Source organism: Hyalangium minutum, assembly GCF_000737315.1.
Lineage (GTDB): Bacteria > Myxococcota > Myxococcia > Myxococcales > Myxococcaceae > Hyalangium > Hyalangium minutum.
In genome coordinates this window covers 567,980-587,368 of record NZ_JMCB01000006.1, presented here as the reverse complement: position 1 = coordinate 587,368, position 19,389 = coordinate 567,980, and the positions used below count along the sequence as shown (strand labels likewise).

Here is a 19,389-nt window from a genome sequence, read left to right as displayed (position 1 = left end):
TTTGTGCATTGAGGCTCTCCAGGTACGTGGGCACCAAGCATGCCTAACGGCACAGACCCAAGCAGAGCCAATCTCTTCCCGCAACCCGGTGCCCACTAGATTCGTTCGCCGCTGCTGCCTCTCCTGTTCCGCACTGCTCTTGTTGCTGCGGGGGGATACGCGGCGCTGCCGTGACTGGGCTGCCCGGCAAGAGAAACTCGGGTTGGCTGGTTGGTGGGCCCCAGCCAGGTTGCGGGCGCCTGTGCTCAAGGCAATGCTGAGGCCGCCTCGGTGGTCCTCTCTCTCGTGGGCACCATCGTCCACCTAGCCGAGGCCGTCTTCCTCTTTACCTGCAAGCGGCACGATGTGGCACCAGAGTTCGTTGTGGGTGCCCTGGCTTCCGTCCGAGTGGTTCTTCAAGGACGCGCTGACTCTGCCGGCGCGTCCACTCACTGATGCTCGCACGCACTTGGCAGACCAGCTCTGTACCTTCCCTCCCTATGCGCTACCTGTTCCTGCTCATCCTGTTCACCGCTGCCTGCTCCACTCCGTCACGCAGCACCTACTCCCAGGGCATCCCTGGCCCAGCCTTCCCAGCTCCACCCATGGCACCTGTCGGCACCGGAGCGCCCGTGGTCGGCCAGCCTGGCCAGCGCCCCCAGCAGTACCCTCGGAGCCCTCACGCCCGCGTCCTCCCTCCCAGCAACGAACCGGGCCTGTGGGCTGCTGAGTCTCCCGTAGCGAGCCGCTCGACGAAGCCGGTGGGCCCGCCGGAGATCTTCGGCATCACCTTGCCGTTCATCCCGAACGCAGACACCGACGAAGATGCCGAGCGACCCACTCGCGTGTGTGCCCAGACCATGGGGGCACTGCTGGCTAAGGCGGAGCCTCAGTCCGAGCTCGCCGCACTCCCTCCCCAGGCTCGCCGCTGCCTCGCGGCGCGGCTGTACTTCAAGTGCGCCGAAGGGTTGCTTGCTCTCTTCCCGGCGGGTGGCATCCCTGGCAGCTTCGTTAACTTCCCGGCTGAACGCCGCCTCCACCTCGCGGTCTATGAGACGGCGAAACGCTTCAAGGACGCGAGCTGCAGGGACGTGGTGTTCCCCCTCCGCGCCGAGCATGCAATTGTGCAGGTGAGCCGTGCATGGGCGCAGCGGCTTGACGAGGGCAAGCTATGAGCAGCGGTGAGCCTCACGAGGCGCCGACCCCAGTTCTCGGCCAGGACCCCGACAGCCTGCCGCCTGAGTTCTTCGCGTGGGTCGCGTCGATGACCCCAACACAGCGCATGGACGTGCTGAGGCGTTTCTACTCCGACCGAGACCTTCCAACTGTTCCGGCCAATGGTGCCCCTGCGGCTCAGCCCACCGTGCCAGAGGAGGGGTAGCCCTTGGGGCCCGGCCGCGCGCCGGAGGTTCTCGACGGTGTGCCCTTAGCTGCACGTTGAGTTGCTCCCAGCCGGGGGGCTCGTGCTCCGGCCGCACGTCGCGCTGCTCCAGGACCGCAACGATCTCTGCCTCGGGCTTGGCGCCGACAGTCTGGCCGCTGTCGGCCGCGCGATGACCTAAGCCGGGTCCATTCCCACAGACGCGTCGGTGGAGGCAGCACCTAAACGGATCTGGGGTGGCGGCGGTTACCGCGCCAAGCGTACTTCCTTGGGGGTATCGCCTGCACTCTCACGCCGTTTTTAACCTGCCGCCTCCTCTGGCTCTCGTGAGACGCCTCGCTAATGGACAATGTGCGGTGAATTCCCCTGCGTCACGTCTTCGTGCCGTGCTGGCCACGGCTCTTCTTGTCGTCGCCTCGGGCTGTGCGGACTTCGAAAAGGCGGCCGCCGCGTTCTGCGAGCGCAACCCTTCACGATGCGGCCACGCAGTGGGCGACGACGCTCTGCCGGACACGACAGCTCCGACGATTACTCAGAGCTCTCAGTCCGCAACCGCCGTACAAGACCTCGGCACCGTCACCTTCAGAGTGACCGCCCATGATGACGAGTCGCCCCAACTCAGCTTCGCATGGACGGCCACTCATGGGGTACTGGGCGCCCCTTCAAATACCGAGACCACCAGCGAGGTGATCTGGGCCTCACCCGCCTGCGTGCCCGCCGGCGCCAGCGCGTCAGTGACCGTCGTCGTTACCAACAGCAGTTATGCTTCCACTGCCAAGACATTTACCCTCACGGCCACATCATGTCCTCCCCCCTCTGTCGTTGCTGGCGCCAACCACTCGTTGGCGCTACGGCACGATGGCACCGTCTGGGCATGGGGCTACAACGGCTATGGCCAACTCGGTGATGGGACCACATCCCATCGGGCCTCGCCGGTGCAGGTGCCCGGCCTCGCCAGCGTCATCGCCCTGGCTGCAGGTAGCAGTCACTCACTGGCGCTACGAGGCGATGGCACTGTCTGGGCATGGGGCGACAACACATTCGGCCAGCTCGGCGATGGGACCACCACTCATCGGGCCTCGCCGGCGCAGGTGTTCGGCATCACCAGCGTCATTGCCCTCGCGGCCGGCGGCGGACACTCTTTGGCACTGCGCAGTGACGGCACCGTCTGGGCATGGGGCGACAACCTATTCGGTCAACTCGGTGATGGAACCACCACCCGGCGGACCCTCCCATCACGCGTGCCCAGCCTCACAGGCGTCACCGTCCTCTCGGCCGGCGTACGCCATTCTTTAGCACTGCACAGCGACGGCACCGTCTGGGCTTGGGGTGTCAGCGCCTACGGCCAGCTCGGCGATGGGACAGACACCGTTTACCAGGCTTCGCCGGTGCAGGTGCCCGACACCACTAACATCATCGCCCTAGCCGCCGGTGGTTACCACTCGTTGGCGCTACGAAGCGATGGCACCGTCTGGGCATGGGGCTACAACATCTACGGCCAGCTCGGCGATGGGACCACCACTCAGCGGGCCCTGCCGGTGCAGGTGCCCGGCCTCACCAGCGTCACCGTCCTCGCGGCAGGCGGCGGCCACTCACTGGCGCTGCGTAGCGACGGCACCGTCTGGGCGTGGGGCTACAACGCTTACGGCCAGTTCGGCGATGGCACTACCACCTGGCAGGCCTCGCCTGTGCAGGTGCCCAGCCTCACCAACGCCGTCGTCCTGGTCGCAGGCAACAACCATTCGTTGGCACCGCGAAGCGATGGCTCCGTTTGGGCCTGGGGCTACAACTACTACGGCCAGCTCGGTAATGGGACGTCGGGGACTATGTCAGTACCCGCCCGAGCACTGCTTCCTTGAAGCCGCGCAGCGCTTACTTCGAAGGCGCTCCGCTCAACTTGGCACCGAGTCCCAACTACGCGCCTAGCCGCCGGACCACAGACGGCTAGGCGGAACGACCGCTCCCATGGTGCTGGACTGAGCATGCTGCTCTTCCCAGCACTTGGGCTCCAACGATCCTGCGTGGTGCCCAAGGGGGGCCACTCGCGGCCCGGCCGGAGGAACTCAGTGCCAGAAGGTCGAGGTGCTCGGCGTGCCGACACCGGTCGCATGTGCCCGGGCAGCAGGTGGTGCTGGCGCTGGTGTAGGTCCCTCCCGTCGCCAGACCGTGTCGTGGTGCTCGACACTCCCTTCCAGACGGCGCTAGCCCTCTCCGTTACTCGTGCGCCGCGTCGTACTCGGCGAGCAACTTGGTCGCTACCTGCAACAGGGAGATAGCGCGAGCCGTATACGGGTTCTCCAAGACATTCTCGGGAGTGGCCCAAGGGAATCGTGCGTATTCGGAGTTTATGCCAGCAACCAGGTGGTGTAGTCGGCCGGACTCACCCTGCAAGCATTCGAGGGCGAGTCCATCATCCGCGAGTAGGTACGCGGAGTTCGGGTGCTCTCGGTAGCCGCGGCGGGGCAGCGACTCCCCGCCGCAGTTCCGAGACTCTGCTACTTCCCGAGGATGCCGCGCAGGCGCTTCTTGGCCTCCTCCTCTGCCTTCTTCTTCGCCTTCTCCTGCTCGGCCCGTGCCGCCTCCTCCAGCTTTGCCTTCTCCTCGGCGGCTTTCGCCTCCAGCTCCTTCTTCTTGCGCTCGGCCTCCTCGCGCGCGGCCTGCTCGCCGCCCGAGATGACGTCCTGCACCTGTTTCGCCTTGTCGCCCAGCAACTGCCCCGCGAGCCCCGTCGCCGCCAGCTTCGCGATCGTCAGCGCCGCCGGCTTCACGTCGATCCCCGTCACCTCAGGCGCCCACGCCGGGCCTGTCACCTTCATCCCCACCGGAATGGCCTCCGTGGGCGTCACCTTCCCCAGCGTCAGCGTCTTGATGGTCTGCGGCGTCAGCGACACATTGCCCGTCAGATCCAGCACCCCGTCCAGCCGGATACCGCCCTCGAAGCGCATGGCCCCCTCCGGCCGCGTCCACGTGATGGGCTTCTCCAGCTGCGCCACCCCGTTCTTGATCTCCACCCCGAACGGCAGGTTTTCTCCCAGCTGCGTCATGTCCCCGCTCTTCAGCGCCTTCGCCGCGAACGGCAGCGCCTTGGCCAGCGGCTCCGTCACCTTCGAGAGCACGTCCACGCCTAGGAACGTGCTGTTCTCCAGGTTCCCGTTGATGGCCCCCAGCAGCGTCTCCTTCAGCTTCTCCGGCGTGTAGCCCACGCCCTGCAGGTCGATGTTCCCGTTGAACGCGCCCGTCATCACCTTCTTCGGCGTGCGCGCCGCCAGCACCTGCGCCATGTCCACCTTCTGCATCTGCACCTTCGCCACGAACGCCCGCTTCTCCGGCAGCTGCCCCAGGTTCACCTGCGTCCCATCCGCCACCACCGTCCCGCCGTAGGCCACCGAGGAGAACTTCTCCACCTTGATCAGGTCATCCACCATCGTGATGTGCCCCACCACGTTGGACAGGTTCTGCTCGCTGTAGCGCACCGAGGCCGCCTGGATCTTGATGTCCCCGCGCATCCCGTTGAAGCGCGTCGGATCATCCGGCGGCGGCGGCAACACCCCGTTGTTGCGCGCCATGATCTCCTCGTCCTTCATCAGCAGCGCATCCGCGTTCAGCCGCTGCGTCTTCAAGTCCGCCGCGAACGTCGTCGTCGCCTTCTTGCCCGTGCCCGCCGTCGCGAACGACGCCGTGCCGTTCACCGTGTCCTCCAGCACGTTCGCTGTCAGCTTGCTGACGTCCACCTTCATCCCGTCCTTCGTCGGCTGGTAGGTGCCTGCAGCGTCCACCTCCATCCGCTGCCCTGGGGCCTTGCTCAGCAGCAGGCCCGGACGCAGATCCGCCCCCGACAGGTCCGCCTTCGCGTCGAAGCGCAGCGCGCCGCCGCTCGCCGCCGCCCCTGACAGGCGCGCCGTCAGCCGCATCGCCGCCCCTGCCTCCTTGGTCAACTGCTCCGGTACGCGCAGCCGCACCGGCGTCAGGTCCACGTCCAGGTTCAGCGCCTGCGCCTCCTGCGTGCCGCTGCCCTTCACCGACAGCCCCACCGGCCCGGCGATCATCCCGTTGAGCTGCTTCTTCAGCGGCGGGTAGTACTGGGCCAGCACCTCTGGATCCAGGTCATGGCTCTTCAGCTCGAAGCCCTCCACCGCGGGCGAGCTCCCCATCATCCCCTTCACCCGGCCCTTGCCCTCGATGCCCGCCGGCCCGAAGTCCAGCTTGAGCCGGTCCAGCGCCAGGTCTCCCGCGTCCAGGTCCGCCTTCACATCCGTGTCCAGCACCACATCCAGCGCCTTGCCGCCCTCGGCCCCCGCGAACTTCAGGCCGAGCGCCTTGATGACGCCCTCCAGCTTCGTGGTCCCCTTGCCGCCCGGCACCGCGCTTCCCAGCTCCGCCTTCCAGTCCGCCGTCAGCGTGCCCGCCTGGAACCCCACGCTCGGAGGCAGGTACGGCCCCAGTGGCGCCAGGTCGATGGCCTCCGCCTTCAGCGTGAGCCGCTCCGGCGTCGGCACCAGCGTGGGCGGCAGCGGCGCCGCCGCCAGCGTCGCGAACAGATTCTGCTTCTGCGCCAGCACCGCCGCCGCCAGCTTCACCTCCAGCGGCTGGCCCACCCGCAAGTCCTTCACCTCGATGTCCAAGTCAGAGATGGCCAGCTCCTGCGCCTTCTCGCCCGAGCGGTCCACGAAGCGGATGGTGCCGTCCGTCAGCGCCGCGCGCTCCACCCGCACCCCGGACAAGTCCGTGGGCGGCTGCTCCTCGGCGGGCGGCTCCTCTGGCTTCTGCTGTTGCGCCAGCTTGTCCATCAGCCGCTGCACGTTGGTGGTGCCGTCCGGCAGGCGGATGACGTTCACCGTCAGGCCCGTCACCTCCACGTTGAGCACCTGGATGTCCTGCCCCTTCGAGCGCAGCAGCGGCATGGCCGCCACGCGCACGTCCAGGTTCTTCAGCTGCGTCAGTGGCAGCTCCTCGCCCTCGGCGGGGCCCACGGTGACGTTGTCCACGTCCACTCCCACGTGGGGGAACAGCTTCGTGGAGATGCCGCCCACCTCCACCGGCCGCCCGAGCTGCTGCGAGAGCGTGGCCGCCTGGGCGCGCGCCTGCTGCAACAGAATGGCATCGAGCCGCCACAGCACCACCGCCACGGCAATCACCAGCACGGCGAGGATGCCCCCGAGCACATAGGGCCAGCGCCTCTTCTTTTGAGCCTGCATTGCGAACGTCCTCCTCCTGCAACCCGGCCCGCGCCGCCGGCACGGCCTGGGGGGGCCTCTCGGGGCCGGAACCTAACCACCTTCTGACAGTCCTACAGCCCCCGACGTGCGCGGACGCAAAAGACTTCACGCTTCACGGATTTTCAGGGGTCGCAGGGATAGCCGCCGGGCGGGCAGGAAGAGGGCCCTCAGGAATAAAGGCCACCGCGGGAAGGAGCAGGAGGAAAGCTCAGAGCTCGATGACCTTGGGCTTGCCGGGAGGCGCCGTCTCATGGCCCTCCGGCAGCAGGAAGCCGGCGGGAGCCGCCACCGGCCCGGAGTCGTACATGTCCAGGTAGAGGATGACGGGCTTCTCCAGGCCCTCGTACGTCACCTCGTACAAGTCGAGCAGCCCCATGCCCATGAAGCTGTTGGGCGTCTCGAACTCGCAGCAACTGCCCAGCCGGCGCCACGCCAGGGGCTCGCCGTTGGCTCCGCGCAGCGCCTCCAGGAAGGCGTGCTGTCCCGAAGGGCCTCCCCCCACGTGGATGGGGTTCTCGGGTGTGAAGCCGTAGGCGCCCTCCTCGCCCCAGGCGGGCTGCCACCCCTCGGTATGCCGCGGAGCAGGGCGGACGTGGGCCTTGGGCGCCGAGGAGCAAGCGGCCAGCACCAGCAGTCCCATCACGGCGAGGCGGACACCCGGCATCAAGAGCCTCCAAGAGAGCACCCCTTCACGCTGGCACAAGTGCCCGGTCTCGCGCACGCCGGACGCTCCAGGGTGGAGTTTCGAACCCTCGGGCCCCCAGGTTTCCGACGTTTGACCGGGGGCCACTGTCCGCCCACCTCGAGGCCGGGAACGCTGCGGGCCACGCCCGGGTCCAACAGGGGGGACATGCCGATGCGCCTGGAGAGCTCTCGAGGCCTGCCGCGTTCACGCGGGCCCTGTGTGTGGGGACGTGCCACGGGCATCCTGGTGAGCGCTGTGGCGCTGTCCGCCTGCGGCAGCATGAGGGCGGAGCTCTGCACCACGGTGCATACCCGGGTGCTGGAGGAGCTGCGCACCACGGACAGGACGCCGCACTTCGTCTCGGATCCGTGGGCTTGCGAGCGGCACGCCCTCCGGCTCCGGCAGCTGGCGGAGGAACTGCGCGCGATGAACATCCCGGACGTGGCGCTCCGGCGCTCCCTGGAGGACTACCGGCTGGAGGTGGAGCGCCTGGCCGAGGCCTATTCCCGCCTGTCGGCCGCGTACCAGGCCCAGCCCGAGTTCACCCTTGACGAGGCCCGGCAGGTGCACACGCCGCTGCGCCGCGAGGTGCTGAACCACGCGGCCTCCCTGAGCGCGCCCCGCCTCCAGCTCCAGCGCGCCTGCACCAACGGGTGAGCGGCGGAGGGCTCAGGCCGTCCAGTAGTAGCTCCACTTGAGGAGCACGGCGTCCGTGGCGGGGCCGGAGAACAGGCGCCGGGGCAGCAGGGTGGCGGGCGGTGTCTCCCCGTCCGGCGTGGGCAGCCCCTGCTGCGAGCGCGTGTACACGAGGAAGAGCGTGGAGCCCAGCCGGTACTCCCAGCGCAGCACCACGTTGAGGTTGAGCGCCACGTCGTAGAAGTTGTCCGCCTGGGCCTCGGTGGGCGTCAGCGCGGCGAAGCGGATGGGCGTGCGCGCCTCGTCCGACACCGCCTCGAAGAAGGGGCCGTACAGGCCATAGTCGCTGAAGAGCTGGGCGTAGCCCTGCAGCGTCAGGTTCGGGCGCAGCACCCACTGCTGCCGCAGCGTGACGGAGATGAAGTTGGACTGCAGGTTCGCCAGCAGGAAGCGCCGGTCCTCCAGCGTGTCTACGTGGCGGGGGGCGAACTCGGTGCGGTCCACGTTGAGCTCCAGGCGCGTCTCCAGCGCCGGGTGGGGCCGCAGCGACAGCGACGCTTCCCCACCCCAGCCCCAGGCGCCCGGAGCGGGGCCGCGCTCATGGTGGCCCACCACCGCGTAGGCATTGAGCACGACCGGCCGGTTGCCGTTGGTCTCCACAAAGAGGAGGAAGAAGCTGTTGCGCTCCTGCTCCAGCGGGATGCCTGTGCGGTCCAGCTCGCGGATGTCATAGCCGCCGAAGTTGATGCCCGTCTCCAGGCCGACGTAGTCGTAGCTGGGCAGCTGCACGTAGCCGTTGAAGTTCGCCCAGTTGCCCCGGTGGATGCCGCGCCCGTCCGTCGTCCAGCTCGAGCCGCCTCCCAGGTTGAGGGAGAGCGCTCGGAACGGCCCCACCCCATTGGAGCGCTGGTAGCGCAGCCAGGTCCGCGGCGAGTGGTCGTTCTGCGTGCGCTGGAAGCCCGTGGCGTTCAAGTCCAGCGTGGGGGTGGAGAAGTCGTAGCCCACCTCGAAGCGGAAGCCGTCCCCGCCGAACTTCCCCGCGCGCACGTAGCCACCGTAGCCGGTGGAGCCGGGGCGCAGCACCGTGCCGTCCCGCAGCGTGCGCTCGGGCAGCCCGCCCACGGTGCGGCTGGCGTCCACCTGCCCCAGCACGCCGTACTGGCTGTCCGAGGTCTTCACGTCGAAGTCCGCCGCGGCGCCCATTCCGCCTCGGGCCAGGCACTCGGCGGGTTGGTCCTCCTCGTCCAGCTCGGCCTCCTCGGGGGTGCACCCGCCCACCAGGGGCGTGGCCGCCGCGAAGCTGCCACCCACGCGGGAGTTCTGTCCCACCGAGCCCCGCGCCACCGCCGCGAAGTAGTTGGTGGGGGGCTGGGGCTCGCCGGGCAGCGCGCTGTTGGGGCCCAGGTGCAGCGGGCGGCTGGAGTGCACGCGCCAGCGCCGGTCCGGGTGCTCTTCGTCGTGCTCCTGCCAAGGCCCGGTGACGAGCGCGTCCAGCACGCCCACCTCCAGGCCCTTCACCGCCGTGCCCGTCAGCTTCGCCGCGCCGAGGATGGGCGTGTTCAGGCCGATGCGCCGCGAGTAGAAGAGCGACTGCGGCACATTGCCCACGGAGCCGCCCACCGGCTGGAAGAGCTCCAGGCCCTGCGTGAAGAAGGAGCGCTTCTCCGGGAAGAAGGCCTCGAAGGTGGACAGGTTGAGGATGAGCTGGTCCGCCTCCACCTGTCCGAAGTCCGGGTTGAGGGTGGCGTTGAGGGCCAAATCACTGGTCAGCGCCGCCTTCACGTCCAGGCCCACGTCCACCGTGGGGTCCAACAGCCGCGGGGTGGGCACGGCCGAGTCCGAGAACTGCGGCCGGAGGATGCCGCGCGTGGCCAGGTAGGGCGACAGCTCCACCGCGCGCCGGGGCTTGAGGCCCTCCATCCCCGTCAGGTGGCCCAGCCGCGAGACGGTGGCGTTGCTGGTGCGCGGGTTGTCCACGGACTCGATCTCCTCGTTGAGGCGGGCGATCTGCCGGCGGACCGAGAACCCCCAGGTCTGCGTCGCCACATCGGGGAAGCGCAGCACGGACAGGGGGATGGCGAACTCGGCCACCCAGCCGTCCGCCACGGGGGAGGAGGCTCCGTCCCACACGCTGTCCCAGTCGGAGGTGAAGTTGCGGTCATCGAAGAACAGGCCGTCCCCTTGCACGCCGCCCGCGCTCAGCGTGAAGGCGTAGGCGGTGCGGTGCTCGTGGGTGGAGTCGATGATGAGCTGGACCGAGTCCGTGGTGAGGCTGCTGTCGCGGCGGCCCAGGCGCCGGTCGATGAGCTCCGGCTTCGAGTCATGAGCGATGACGCCGAAGTAGACGCGCTCCGAGTCGAAGAGGATGCGCACCTCGGTGCGCTCACTGGGGACAGCGCCCGCGGTGGGGAAGCGCTGGACGAAGGCCTCGAAGGAGGGGGCGCCGGCCCAGGAGGGCTCGTCGAGCTTCCCGTCCACCCGGATTTCCCCGCGCGCCGGGGCGGCCTGGATGAACTGGGTGCGGCCGGGTCCCTCGACGGCCGCGTGGGCGGTCATGGCGGACAGCAGCAGCGCGAGCGCCAGCCCCTGACGCGGCATTCCAGACTCCCCGTTCCTCAAGACGTCCCCCCTCACGGCGTGCGCCTACCGGGTGCAGTCCGGTGAACGCACGGGCGCGCCATCCATTTCACGGTTTCTTGCGCGCGTCACTTCCCTTTGCTGCCCGAGAAGGAACGCACGAACTCCCGGTCAATCCCGTGGATGCGGAGCTTCACCAGGTCATCCGCCGTGGCGTTCGTGTAACCCGCCTCGCGCATCTCGCGGATGAAGGCCGGCGTCACCCCGTGGATGCGGAACGCCATCAGGTCATCTTGGGAGATGGAGGGAAAGCCCATGCCGCGGATCTCCCGGACGAACTCCGGGGACACGCCGTGGATGCGGAACGCCACCAAGTCCTTCAAAGGTAGCTTCGTGTACCCCAGCGCCGCGAGCGCCTGGATGTACTCCGGCGTCACGTCGAAGATGCCCACCTCGAAGAGCGTCTTGAGCGGGATGTCCTTGTACCCGAGCGCCGCCAACTCCTTGATGCGGGAGGTGCTGATGTCGAAGAGCGCGAGCTTGAACGGGTCCTCCGAGGAGAGCTTCGGGTAGCCCAGCCCGGCCATGGCCTTGGCGTAGGACTCGTTCGGTTCGAACTGGAAGTGGCCCGCGCCCTCGCCGCCGGAGAAGCGGCCCTCGAAGGTGAAGGTGCCGGCCTCGCGGGTCATCCGGAAGGGCGCAGTGCTGCCATCGGCGGTGGAGAGGCCCTGGAAGGCGGTGAGCGGCTCGGAGAAACCCATCTGAGAGCCAGGCTCGCCCTTCATCCGCAGGGACAGCTGGAGCTGGGACTCCTTGGCGCTGGCCGTCCACGTGCCGGTGTGCGTGGGGGCGGCGAAGACGGGCGCGGCCATCAGGAGCGCCGCGACGAGGGGGAGGAGGAACGGTTTCGGTGTCATGGCTTCGGACTCCTTCGGGCAAGGCGCGGCCCTGCGGCGCGCGCTCGGGAGAGCGCGGCCGGGGGACGGGATGAGGTGGAGGGGAGGGGACTACTTCTGTGGCTTCTTCATGCGGCGGATGAACTCGCCGTCGATGCCGCTGGTGCGCAGCTTGATGAGCGTGTCCACATCCAGGTTCTCCATGCCCGCGTCACGCATCTGGCGGATGAAGTCCGCGCTCACGCCCAGGGCGCGCAGCTCCACGAGCTGGTCCGCGGGGAGGTCCTTCAAGCCCGCCTCTCGCAGCGAGCGCAGGTAGTTCGGCGTGACGCCCACGGCGTGGAACTCGACCAGGGTGTCCTTGTCCAGCTTCGAGTAGCCCGCCTGGGAGAGCTCGGCGATCGTCTCCGGCTTCACGCCCACGGCGCGCATCTCGGTGACGTCCTCCAGGCTCAGGCCGGTGTAGCCCGCGGCCTTCAGCGCGCTCAGGTACTTCTCGTCCACGCCCACGGCGCGCGCGGAGACCACATCGTCCGGGGTCATGTTCGTGAAGCCCTGGGCCTTCATCGCCTCGAGCCAGGCCGGAGTGACGCCCAGGTGCTTCATCCCCACCAGGTCATCGGCGGACAGCTTCTGGCCGAGGCGGGCGTTCATGTCCTTCACGTACTCGGGGGTGATGCCCGCGTGGCCGAACTGGACCAGGTTGCCCACCGTGGGCTCGTAGCCCAGGCCCTTCACCGTCTCCAGCATCTCCGGGGTGACGCCCGCGACCTTCAGCGAGACGAGCTGATCCACCGAGAGCGGGCCTTCGCCCACGCGGGTGCGGTCATCCTCGTCGTCCTCGTCGTCCTCGTCCCGGCCGTGGCGCGGCTGGGGGTTGGGATTCGGGTTCGGGTTGGGATTCGGATTGGGGCGCGCGGCCACCCGAGGACCGGGCACGGGCGTGGGGGCATCCACCGGAGAGGGAGGAGACACCGGGGCCTGCGCGGACACGGGAGCGAGAGCCCGGGCAGGCGCGGGAGCCGAAGGGAGCGACGGGGGAGCGGAGACGCTCGTGGCGAGGCTGCCGCCCGTCTCCTCGGCGGGGAGCATGAGGGCGGTGATGGGCGCGGCCACCGCGAGGCTGCTCATCAGCGTGAGGACGGAGGCGCCCGCGACCCAGCGCGAGGAGCAGCGCGAGGCGGGGGTGAGCACCAGCCGGCGGACGCGCTCCGGCAGCGAGCCACCCAGCGCGGACAGGGCCGGGCTCGGCGCGAGAGAAGGAAGGACGCGCAGCTCCTCCAGCGCGGTGAGCGCGCGGGCGTACGAGAGGGAGCTGCCGCTGGTGCCTGCGGCGATGTCATCGCAGCAGTGCTCGCGCTCCACGCGGATGACGCGGGACACCCACCAGACGGCCGGGTGGTAGAACAGCAGCGTCTCCACGAGCGTCTGGGCCAGGTTCACCACGAAGTCGTAGCGGCGGATGTGGGCCAGCTCGTGGGCGAGGATCATCTCCAGTTGCCGCACGGTGAGTCCAGTGAGCGCGGAGGCGGGCAAGAGCACCACGGGCCGGAGCCAGCCCACCGCCGAGGGCACCTCCACCGCCGCAGACTGGAGCAGGCGCACCGCGCGCTTCAGCCCCAGGCGCGAGGCCAGTGCTTCCAGCCGAGCCTGCCACTCGACAGGAGCCGGAGTGGCCGCACGCACCAGCCGGCGCAGGCGCAGCCATCCCGCGAGCAGCCGCAGCGAAGACATCGCCACGCCCAGGCCCCATGCGAGCACGAGCCACGGCAGGTACTGGCCGACGAACGAGAGGACTTGGCCCGGCAGCGGCGCCAGCTCGGTGCCCGCGGCGAAGACGGGCGCGACGGGGGCGAAGGAGTGGCGCGGAGCAGGAAGGGTTGGAGCCGCGAGCGTGGGAGCGGCCGGAGCCGGGACCGCCGTGGATGCCGAGACAGAGACTTCAGCGGACGGCGCCTGAGCGACGGAGGAATAATGACGCCAGAAGGTGGCCACGGGCAGCGTCAGCATCAGCGTCAGCGCGCCACAGGCCAGGGCGTAGCGCGCGACTGCTGCCTGGCGCCCCATCACGCGCAGCGCGAGCGCCAGCACTCCTGCCACGAGCGTGCCCTGCCACAGCAGGTGCAGCAGCGCCCAACCCAGTGACTCCAGGACGAGACCGTTCACGGCTCCACCTCTTTCTCCAGAGAGTCGAGGAGGCGGCGCAGCTCGGCCAGCTCCTCGGGGGAAGTCTTCTTCGTGGACAGCGCCTGCATGGCCAGCTGGGCCGGTGAGCCGCCGAATGCGCGATCCACCAGGTCCGTCACCAGCTGCCGCTGTGTCTTCTCCTGCGGCAGGCGTGTGGTGTAGACGTGCGCGCGCTGGGACTCGTCGCGCACCACGAGCCCCTTCTCCGTCATGATCTGCATCAGCTTGAGGATGGTGGTGTAGCCGCTGCCATCCTGGAGGGCCTCGTGCACCTCTCGCACGGTGCTGGCCCCCCGGCTCCAGAGGACCCGGAGGATGGCCAGCTCGGAATCGGTGGGGCGCGGCAGGTTCGCTTCGCTCATGGCTCCCTCGGCGTCCAACATCTTCGGAAGAGATATACGAAGCCATTCGTAGGTGTCAACGAAAGGTTTCGTAGATGGATGGAAAGGGCCTGATGTCAGGGGTTTAGCAGAGGAGGACGAGTACCTGGCTGGCCAGCAGGCAGAGGGCACGGCGGTGGGGGAGCAGGGGTTCCGGGAGGGAGCGCGCTGATCCACCTTTCGGAGAGCACAGGACTGGAGGCGGTGATGGCGCAGAGCCAGAAGTCGGGGAAGCGGCAGGCGGCGGCGGGGAAACGGAGCTCGGGGCGCATCCAGGTCCGTCGGGACACGGCGCCGTATCGGGCCGCCGCGCAGGAGCAGGCCGTGCGGGTGCGCGAGGAGATCGACGTGGCGCTGGCGGGTGCTCGCCGGGTGCGTGAGGAGATTGAGGCGCGCATCGAGAACCAGTGGCACAACCGGCCCGCGAAGACAGCGGGCACGGAGGGCACCGGGCGCCGCAGGAAGGCCTGAGCCGGTTACTCGGCCTTCTTGGGCGCGCGCGCCGCGTCCATCACGCGGTGAACGGGATGGAGTTCACCCACGGTGATGAGCTTGTCGAGGAACTGCCAGCGGCAGAACCCGTCATCCGAGTGGGGCTCGAGCAGGTACACGGCCAGTGTTCCAGCCCGCTGCGCCGTGGGGACGTACAGCGTCCCAGCGGGGAACTCGCGGGAGGAGCGCTCGGGGGACACGGTGAGCACCGTCTCGAAGCGCACGGGCTTGGGCTTCTGGCTGAGCGGCACCTCGGCCTCGCCGGGCGGCGGCACGTTCGCGGCCACGTCGGGGCTGAAGGTCTCCTCGCGGCGCGCCACGCGGTAGCTGTCCACCGTGAACCGCTTCGGCGCGGAGAGGCGCTCGAAGCGGATGCCATGGCCCTCCAGGCGGGAGGCCAGCTCGGCGGGCACCAGGTACCCAACCGGAGTGCTCACCGCCTGCGTGGGGATGAACGTCCGGTGGTGCGGCATGCGGTAGGTGCGGCGGCGCTTCCCGGGGTAGCGGCGCTCGGTGATGCTCGCCTCGTCGAAGGACTGGATGGCGGCGGTGTCGCGAGGCTTCGCATGGGCGGGGTACTCGAACACGAGCGCGTCCTTCTCATCGCGCGTGGCCACGCCGTAGTTGATGCCCACGAGCGCCTGCAGGTCCGGCGTCTCTCCGCGAGCGATGATGCGGGCCTCCTCGGCCTCGGTGGCTGCGCGGTAGGCCTTGGCGTTCTTGGCGGCGTCGCGGAACAGCTCCAGCAACCACGCGCGCATCACCGCGCAGCGGCGCTTGAAGTCGATGTAGCTGTACGTCTCGAGCAGCACGTCCATGCGGCCCAGCAGCCCGCGGTAGTGGCTGCCGAAGCGCGGCAGCGCGGGGTAAGTGTGCCAGCCGGAGGTGGGGTCGCCCTCGTTCTTGAAGTTGCCGTACCAGAAGCTGTTGAAGCCGTGCCCCTTCTTCACTGCCTGGGCCACGCGCTCCAGCATCGCGCGGTTGAACTGGCGCAGCTCCGAGAACAGCGGCTCGTTGGAGTGCGAGGTGTCGAAGGTGAGATCGAACCCGTGGATGCTGCCATCGGTGGTGTGGCAGTCGATGAAGAGGTGAGGCCACCACTGCTGGTACAGGGCGGCGATGGCCCGCGTCTCGGGGGCCTCCTGCTTCATGCTGTCGCGGTTGAGGTTCCAGCCCTCGCCCGTGTAGCGCGTGCCCACTCCGCCTGGCGGGTTCACCTGGCCCTCGAGGTTCTTCAGGTCCAGCTTGCGGTTGTTCGGGCTGATGCGGTCGTTGCCGTCGGGGTTGAAGTTGGGCACCAGCACCAGGCACAGCGTGTCGAGCAGCTTGCGGCCCAGCTTGGTGAGCGTGAGGTCTCTGGCGAGCGCGAGCACGGACTCCTTGCCCTCCACCTCACCGGCGTGGATGTTGGCCTCCACCATCACCACGGCCTTCTTCTGCTTGCGGGCGAGCTCGGGGGTGAAGCAGTTGCGATCGCTGATGATGAGCGCCACCAGGGGCTGACCCTCGCCGCTCTTCCCGAAGTCCACGCGGCGGGCGAGCTTCGTCTGGCCGCAGAGGGCATCGACGAAGGCCAGCACATCGGAGTGCCGCGAGGTTTCCTGGTAGTTGGACGCTTCAGCGCGAGTGAGCAGCTCGGTCATGGGCGCGCATCCGAGCGCTCCCCGCCCAGGGCGTCAAGCCCTTGTCACCTCGCCTCCTTATAAGGAGGCGGTCATGAGGAGGAGGTCGGCAGCCCGAGCTTCCGGAAGACGCGGGCCTCCATCTGCTGATCGCGCTTCTGGCCGCGCTGCTGGGCCTTGAGCTTCTCGGCCTCGCGGGTGCGCGGCGGGCCGTTCACCTCGAGCTGGGCGAAGAGCTTGTGGACGGTCTTGGTGATCTCGTCCACGGCGTGCTCGAAGGCCTTCCGGTTGGCGCGCGAGGGGTCTCTCATCCCGCTCAGCTTCCGGACGTACTGCACGGCCGAGTCGCGAATCTCCTCCGCAGTGGCGGGGGGCTGGAAGTGGTGGAGCAGCTTGATGTTCCGGCACATACCCTCAGTATAAAAGGTTTCGGGCAGCGCTAGCGGCTCTGCCTCACGGCTCAAGGCAGGCTGCTGTTCAAGCCCTTCATCCTCTCGAAGCTCACGGACCGTCCTTGACGTAGACGGTGAAGTGCTTGCCGTCGTGCTGGAGCTTGTGGCCCGAGAGGGCCTCGCGCAGCCAGTCGAACTGGAGCGCTCCGATTCCCAGCACCTTGCCCACGGCGACCACGGGCGCGGCGCGCACCTCCTGGACGATGACCGCTTGCTCACTCTCGGAGATCATCCCAGGCGCGACGAACCAGCTTCGTGTCCCCCGGCTGTTGGGAATGGCTCCCTCGGGGTAGCCCGTGGTGACGAAGTAGATCGGCCGCGAGCCCGCGATGCGCAGCACCTCGGCCACCTCCTGCCGCTCGGAGGGCAGGACCCAGGAGCCCAGCAGGCTCGCGTCGGGGCGGCGCTCTTTCCAGCTGGCCACGGCCCCCGACGTCATCTGCTTGCTGCCCAGCACGACGATGGCCACCAGCACCCACCGCAAGGGCCGGGCTGTCACCACACAGAAGAGCCCCACGGCCAGCAGGCCCAGGTAAGTGGGCCAGGGACCGAAGAAGAGCGTGGCGAAGGCCACATGGAGCGCCGCGCAGGAGAGGCCCACCTCGGCCTGGACGTTCTGCAGGATCGCCGCGGGGATGGCGCGCAGCGAGCCCAGCACCAGCACCACGCTGCCGAGGATCCAGAACCCAGAGAGGCTGCCCAGGTAGTACTTGAAGTTGACTCCCGGCGGAGCCGCCAGGGTGTTCACGAGCTTGGTGAGCGGTGGCTCCAGCGCTTCGTAGTGCGTCATGCCCGAGAGCGGGAGCGCCGTGCGCAAGGTGCTCTGGAACCCGAGCACCACCATGGAGCACCCCAGGGCCACCACTGCCGTCACAGCGGCGGGCCACAGCCGAGCCCATGTCTCCCGCAAGCCGGAGGAGCGCAGGAGGATCCACCCGACCAGGATGCCAGCGTAGAGGATGCCCATGCTGGGCTTCACGAGCGCGGCGAGGACCGCCAGCATCAAGGCGCGATCGCGGCGGCCCTCGAGGTGGAAGGCCAGCGCGTGGAGCAGACAGGCCGCCTCCAGACCATAGGTGAGGTTGAGCCCGAGGTTCCGGACGATGGCCTGAGCGAACACCACCGACATGACGAGCCCGGTCCAGCCATTCTCCAGGCGCGCCATGCAGCGGGCGAGCCCCGTCAGCGCGCCCACGCACAGCAGCGCCACCAGGATGAGGTGAGCGGTAACGGTCCGGCCGAGCAGGCTGTAGCCGAGCTGGCTCGCGACGGCGGACAGCGGCCCATAGTTGTAGCCAAAGTCGATCGCCGGGCGGAGGCCCGCGTCGAGCAGGGCCTCCAGCTTCAGCGAGGCGCCCGCATCCGCGAGGAGAAAGTCGACTGTGGCCCCCAGCGTGGGGAGATGTGCCACGAAGAACACTGCTCCCGCGAGCAGGGTGGGCAGCACATAGAGCGCCTGCGGGCGGGGAGCGGTGGTGCTGGAGGGTGTGTGCGGCATGCGGGAAAGGTCAGTTCCAGACCTTCGGAGGGAAGCCCAGCAGTGCTCGGACCTGGTCCGGTGTCAATGTCCCGGCGCGTGGATCCCGTGACTGCCGCAGCTCCCACAGGCAGTGCGCCACGTAGGCATCCTCGGGAGTTCCCTCGGGAGGCGGCTTCGTCTCGTTCGTGAGGCTGAAGGTGTCGGAGCCCACGAGCCCCACGCCCACCTCCGTCTCCTCGTCCTGTCCATAGATGTAGACGGGATAGCGGTAGAGGAAGAGGAACAGCTCGCGGCGGTCTCCAGTCGGAGGCCAGTCGAACACCCGGCGATCCCACAGCTCGATGGACTCGGGCTCCTCGCCAAACTCGTTGGGGTGGCGCAGCCAGGAGATCATCTCCGCCTTGGCCAGTAGGACGGGATCATCCGCCTCCTGGGGGCGGAGGTGCGCCTTGCCGAGCTCCTGGAGGTACTCGCGCGCGCGCAGCGCCATGAGGGGGTCCAGCGTGGCTTGGGCCAGCGCCTCCACCGCGCCCGGGACGCCCTGCCGGCTCCGGGCATAGAGCGCCTCCAGCCGGACCTCGGGATCCGGGTGCTGGGTGGCGCGCTCCAGGAGCACCAGCGCCTCGGCGCCGGGAATCAACGCGAGCGCATAGCAGGCGGCGAGCGCGGGGCCGTAGTCGTTCTCGCTCTCACTCTCGAGATAGCGGCGCAGACGCGGCAGCCGGGTGGCCGCGGGGTGGGGCCAGAGCTGACGGGCCGCGACCAGCCGGTTGGCCAGGTTGAGCACCTCGAGCGCGCGGGAGTCCTCGGCATCCAGCAGGGGCTCCAGCGCAGGGAAGAGTACCTCCACGTGAGGGCTCTCCACAGGCACCTCCTCCAGGATGACCGCGATGCTCAAGCCCTGAGGGCCGTTGGGGGCCGCCACCGTCCGGGCGACGAACTCCAGCCCCTCCCGGGAGCCAATGCGCGCCAGCACCATGAGTGCCAGCGTGCGGTCCCGCTCGGACAGCCGAGGCCACGCGGCGAGGATGACGGGCGAGGCGTGGGCCCTGAAGGTCTCCATCGACTCCTGGGCCGCAGGCATCTGGATGAGCCGGAGCAGGGTGGCCTGGGGCGAGTCCTCGATGGCCGAGCCCGGGTGGCTGGGCACCTCCCGCGAGAGGGCTTCCAGCACCGCATGAGCCTGAGCCGCGGTGAGGACGCGGGACCGCTGGAGCTGCTCCCGGGCGGAACGGGAGGCGGCCATGTCAGTGCTGAGGAGCTGTTCGAGAAGCTGGCGCATGAGGGAGGTGAACTTGCCACATCGCAGCGAGGCTAAAGCCATTGAATGGCACGGGGCAGTGCCCCAAGATGACGCTGGCCGCTCCGCCGGGGAGCGCGATGAACGAGGGAATCCACCGTGTTTC

General features: G+C 68.8%; 14 protein-coding genes. 4 read left to right on the top strand and 10 right to left on the bottom strand.

From position 1 onward, the window contains the following. Window positions 1–740: 740 nt before the first annotated feature. Both DB31_RS48870 and DB31_RS46600 read left to right on the top strand, forming a co-directional pair. Window positions 741–1,154 (top strand): hypothetical protein, encoded by a 414-nt coding sequence (locus DB31_RS48870; RefSeq protein WP_157232033.1) that lies wholly within the window; start codon window positions 741–743, stop codon window positions 1,152–1,154. Window positions 1,155–1,716: 562 nt separating this feature from the next. Continuing rightward, entirely contained in the window at window positions 1,717–3,219 is a 1,503-nt protein-coding gene (locus DB31_RS46600; RefSeq protein ID WP_083968406.1) for an RCC1 domain-containing protein, read from the top strand. Between the two features lie 636 nt (window positions 3,220–3,855). Here the strand turns inward: DB31_RS46600 and DB31_RS17880 are convergent. Continuing rightward, complete coding sequence (locus DB31_RS17880) at window positions 3,856–6,555, bottom strand: AsmA family protein (protein WP_044189119.1); 2,700 nt, start codon at window positions 6,553–6,555, stop codon at window positions 3,856–3,858. Window positions 6,556–6,784: 229 nt separating this feature from the next. Further along, the gene (locus tag DB31_RS17875; protein WP_052420049.1) at window positions 6,785–7,240 is read right to left on the bottom strand and encodes a hypothetical protein; all 456 of its coding nucleotides are present in this window, start codon (window positions 7,238–7,240) and stop codon (window positions 6,785–6,787) included. A gap of 240 nt (window positions 7,241–7,480) precedes the next feature. Between DB31_RS17875 and DB31_RS17870 the strand changes: the two genes are divergently transcribed. Next, a complete protein-coding gene (locus tag DB31_RS17870; protein ID WP_044189116.1) occupies window positions 7,481–7,918 on the top strand; it encodes a hypothetical protein in 438 nt (145 codons plus the stop codon). 12 nt (window positions 7,919–7,930) lie between these two features. Here the strand turns inward: DB31_RS17870 and DB31_RS17865 are convergent, their stop codons facing one another. The 4 genes from DB31_RS17865 to DB31_RS17850 form a co-directional block, all read right to left on the bottom strand. Then, window positions 7,931–10,495: a DUF5916 domain-containing protein gene (locus DB31_RS17865; protein WP_044189114.1), complete on the bottom strand. Its 2,565-nt coding sequence runs from the start codon at window positions 10,493–10,495 to the stop codon at window positions 7,931–7,933. Window positions 10,496–10,602: 107 nt separating this feature from the next. Further along, complete coding sequence (locus DB31_RS17860; protein WP_044189110.1) at window positions 10,603–11,391, bottom strand: hypothetical protein; 789 nt, start codon at window positions 11,389–11,391, stop codon at window positions 10,603–10,605. Between the two features lie 90 nt (window positions 11,392–11,481). Continuing rightward, window positions 11,482–13,536: a M56 family metallopeptidase gene (locus tag DB31_RS17855; RefSeq protein WP_044189107.1), complete on the bottom strand. Its 2,055-nt coding sequence runs from the start codon at window positions 13,534–13,536 to the stop codon at window positions 11,482–11,484. Further along, the gene (locus DB31_RS17850; protein ID WP_044189104.1) at window positions 13,533–13,919 is read right to left on the bottom strand and encodes a BlaI/MecI/CopY family transcriptional regulator; all 387 of its coding nucleotides are present in this window, start codon (window positions 13,917–13,919) and stop codon (window positions 13,533–13,535) included. The genes DB31_RS17855 and DB31_RS17850 overlap by 4 nt, the downstream gene beginning before the upstream one ends. A gap of 225 nt (window positions 13,920–14,144) precedes the next feature. Between DB31_RS17850 and DB31_RS17845 the strand changes: the two genes are divergently transcribed. Next, a complete protein-coding gene (locus DB31_RS17845; protein ID WP_044189101.1) occupies window positions 14,145–14,408 on the top strand; it encodes a hypothetical protein in 264 nt (87 codons plus the stop codon). Between the two features lie 5 nt (window positions 14,409–14,413). Here DB31_RS17845 and DB31_RS17840 read toward each other — a convergent pair whose 3' ends face one another. The 4 genes from DB31_RS17840 to DB31_RS17825 form a co-directional block, all read right to left on the bottom strand. Further along, on the bottom strand, window positions 14,414–16,072 hold the full coding sequence (locus DB31_RS17840; protein WP_044189098.1) for a M14 family metallopeptidase: 1,659 nt from the start codon (window positions 16,070–16,072) through the stop codon (window positions 14,414–14,416). A gap of 71 nt (window positions 16,073–16,143) precedes the next feature. Then, on the bottom strand, window positions 16,144–16,461 hold the full coding sequence (locus DB31_RS17835) for a DUF2277 domain-containing protein (protein ID WP_044189095.1): 318 nt from the start codon (window positions 16,459–16,461) through the stop codon (window positions 16,144–16,146). A 91-nt stretch (window positions 16,462–16,552) separates the two neighbouring features. After that, window positions 16,553–18,001, bottom strand: coding sequence for a hypothetical protein (locus DB31_RS17830; protein ID WP_044189091.1), 1,449 nt, complete (start codon window positions 17,999–18,001; stop codon window positions 16,553–16,555). A gap of 10 nt (window positions 18,002–18,011) precedes the next feature. Further along, the gene (locus tag DB31_RS17825) at window positions 18,012–19,229 is read right to left on the bottom strand and encodes a HEAT repeat domain-containing protein (RefSeq protein WP_157232031.1); all 1,218 of its coding nucleotides are present in this window, start codon (window positions 19,227–19,229) and stop codon (window positions 18,012–18,014) included. Between the last annotated feature and the right edge of the window lie 160 nt (window positions 19,230–19,389).

Bases quoted from the DNA above. Each gene is read 5' to 3' on its own strand.
- DB31_RS17880 (WP_044189119.1), bottom strand. From the start codon at position 6,555: ATGCAGGCTCAAAAGAAGAGGCGCTGGCCCTATGTGCTCGGGGGCATC.
- DB31_RS17860 (WP_044189110.1), bottom strand. From the start codon at position 11,391: ATGACACCGAAACCGTTCCTCCTCCCCCTCGTCGCGGCGCTCCTGATG.
- DB31_RS17850 (WP_044189104.1), bottom strand. From the start codon at position 13,919: ATGAGCGAAGCGAACCTGCCGCGCCCCACCGATTCCGAGCTGGCCATC.
- DB31_RS17845 (WP_044189101.1), top strand. From the start codon at position 14,145: ATGGCGCAGAGCCAGAAGTCGGGGAAGCGGCAGGCGGCGGCGGGGAAA.
- DB31_RS17840 (WP_044189098.1), bottom strand. From the start codon at position 16,072: ATGACCGAGCTGCTCACTCGCGCTGAAGCGTCCAACTACCAGGAAACC.
- DB31_RS17835 (WP_044189095.1), bottom strand. From the start codon at position 16,461: ATGTGCCGGAACATCAAGCTGCTCCACCACTTCCAGCCCCCCGCCACT.
- DB31_RS17825 (WP_157232031.1), bottom strand. From the start codon at position 19,229: ATGGCCGCCTCCCGTTCCGCCCGGGAGCAGCTCCAGCGGTCCCGCGTC.
- DB31_RS17830 (WP_044189091.1), bottom strand. From the start codon at position 18,001: ATGCCGCACACACCCTCCAGCACCACCGCTCCCCGCCCGCAGGCGCTC.
- DB31_RS17865 (WP_044189114.1), bottom strand. From the start codon at position 10,495: ATGCCGCGTCAGGGGCTGGCGCTCGCGCTGCTGCTGTCCGCCATGACC.
- DB31_RS17875 (WP_052420049.1), bottom strand. From the start codon at position 7,240: ATGCCGGGTGTCCGCCTCGCCGTGATGGGACTGCTGGTGCTGGCCGCT.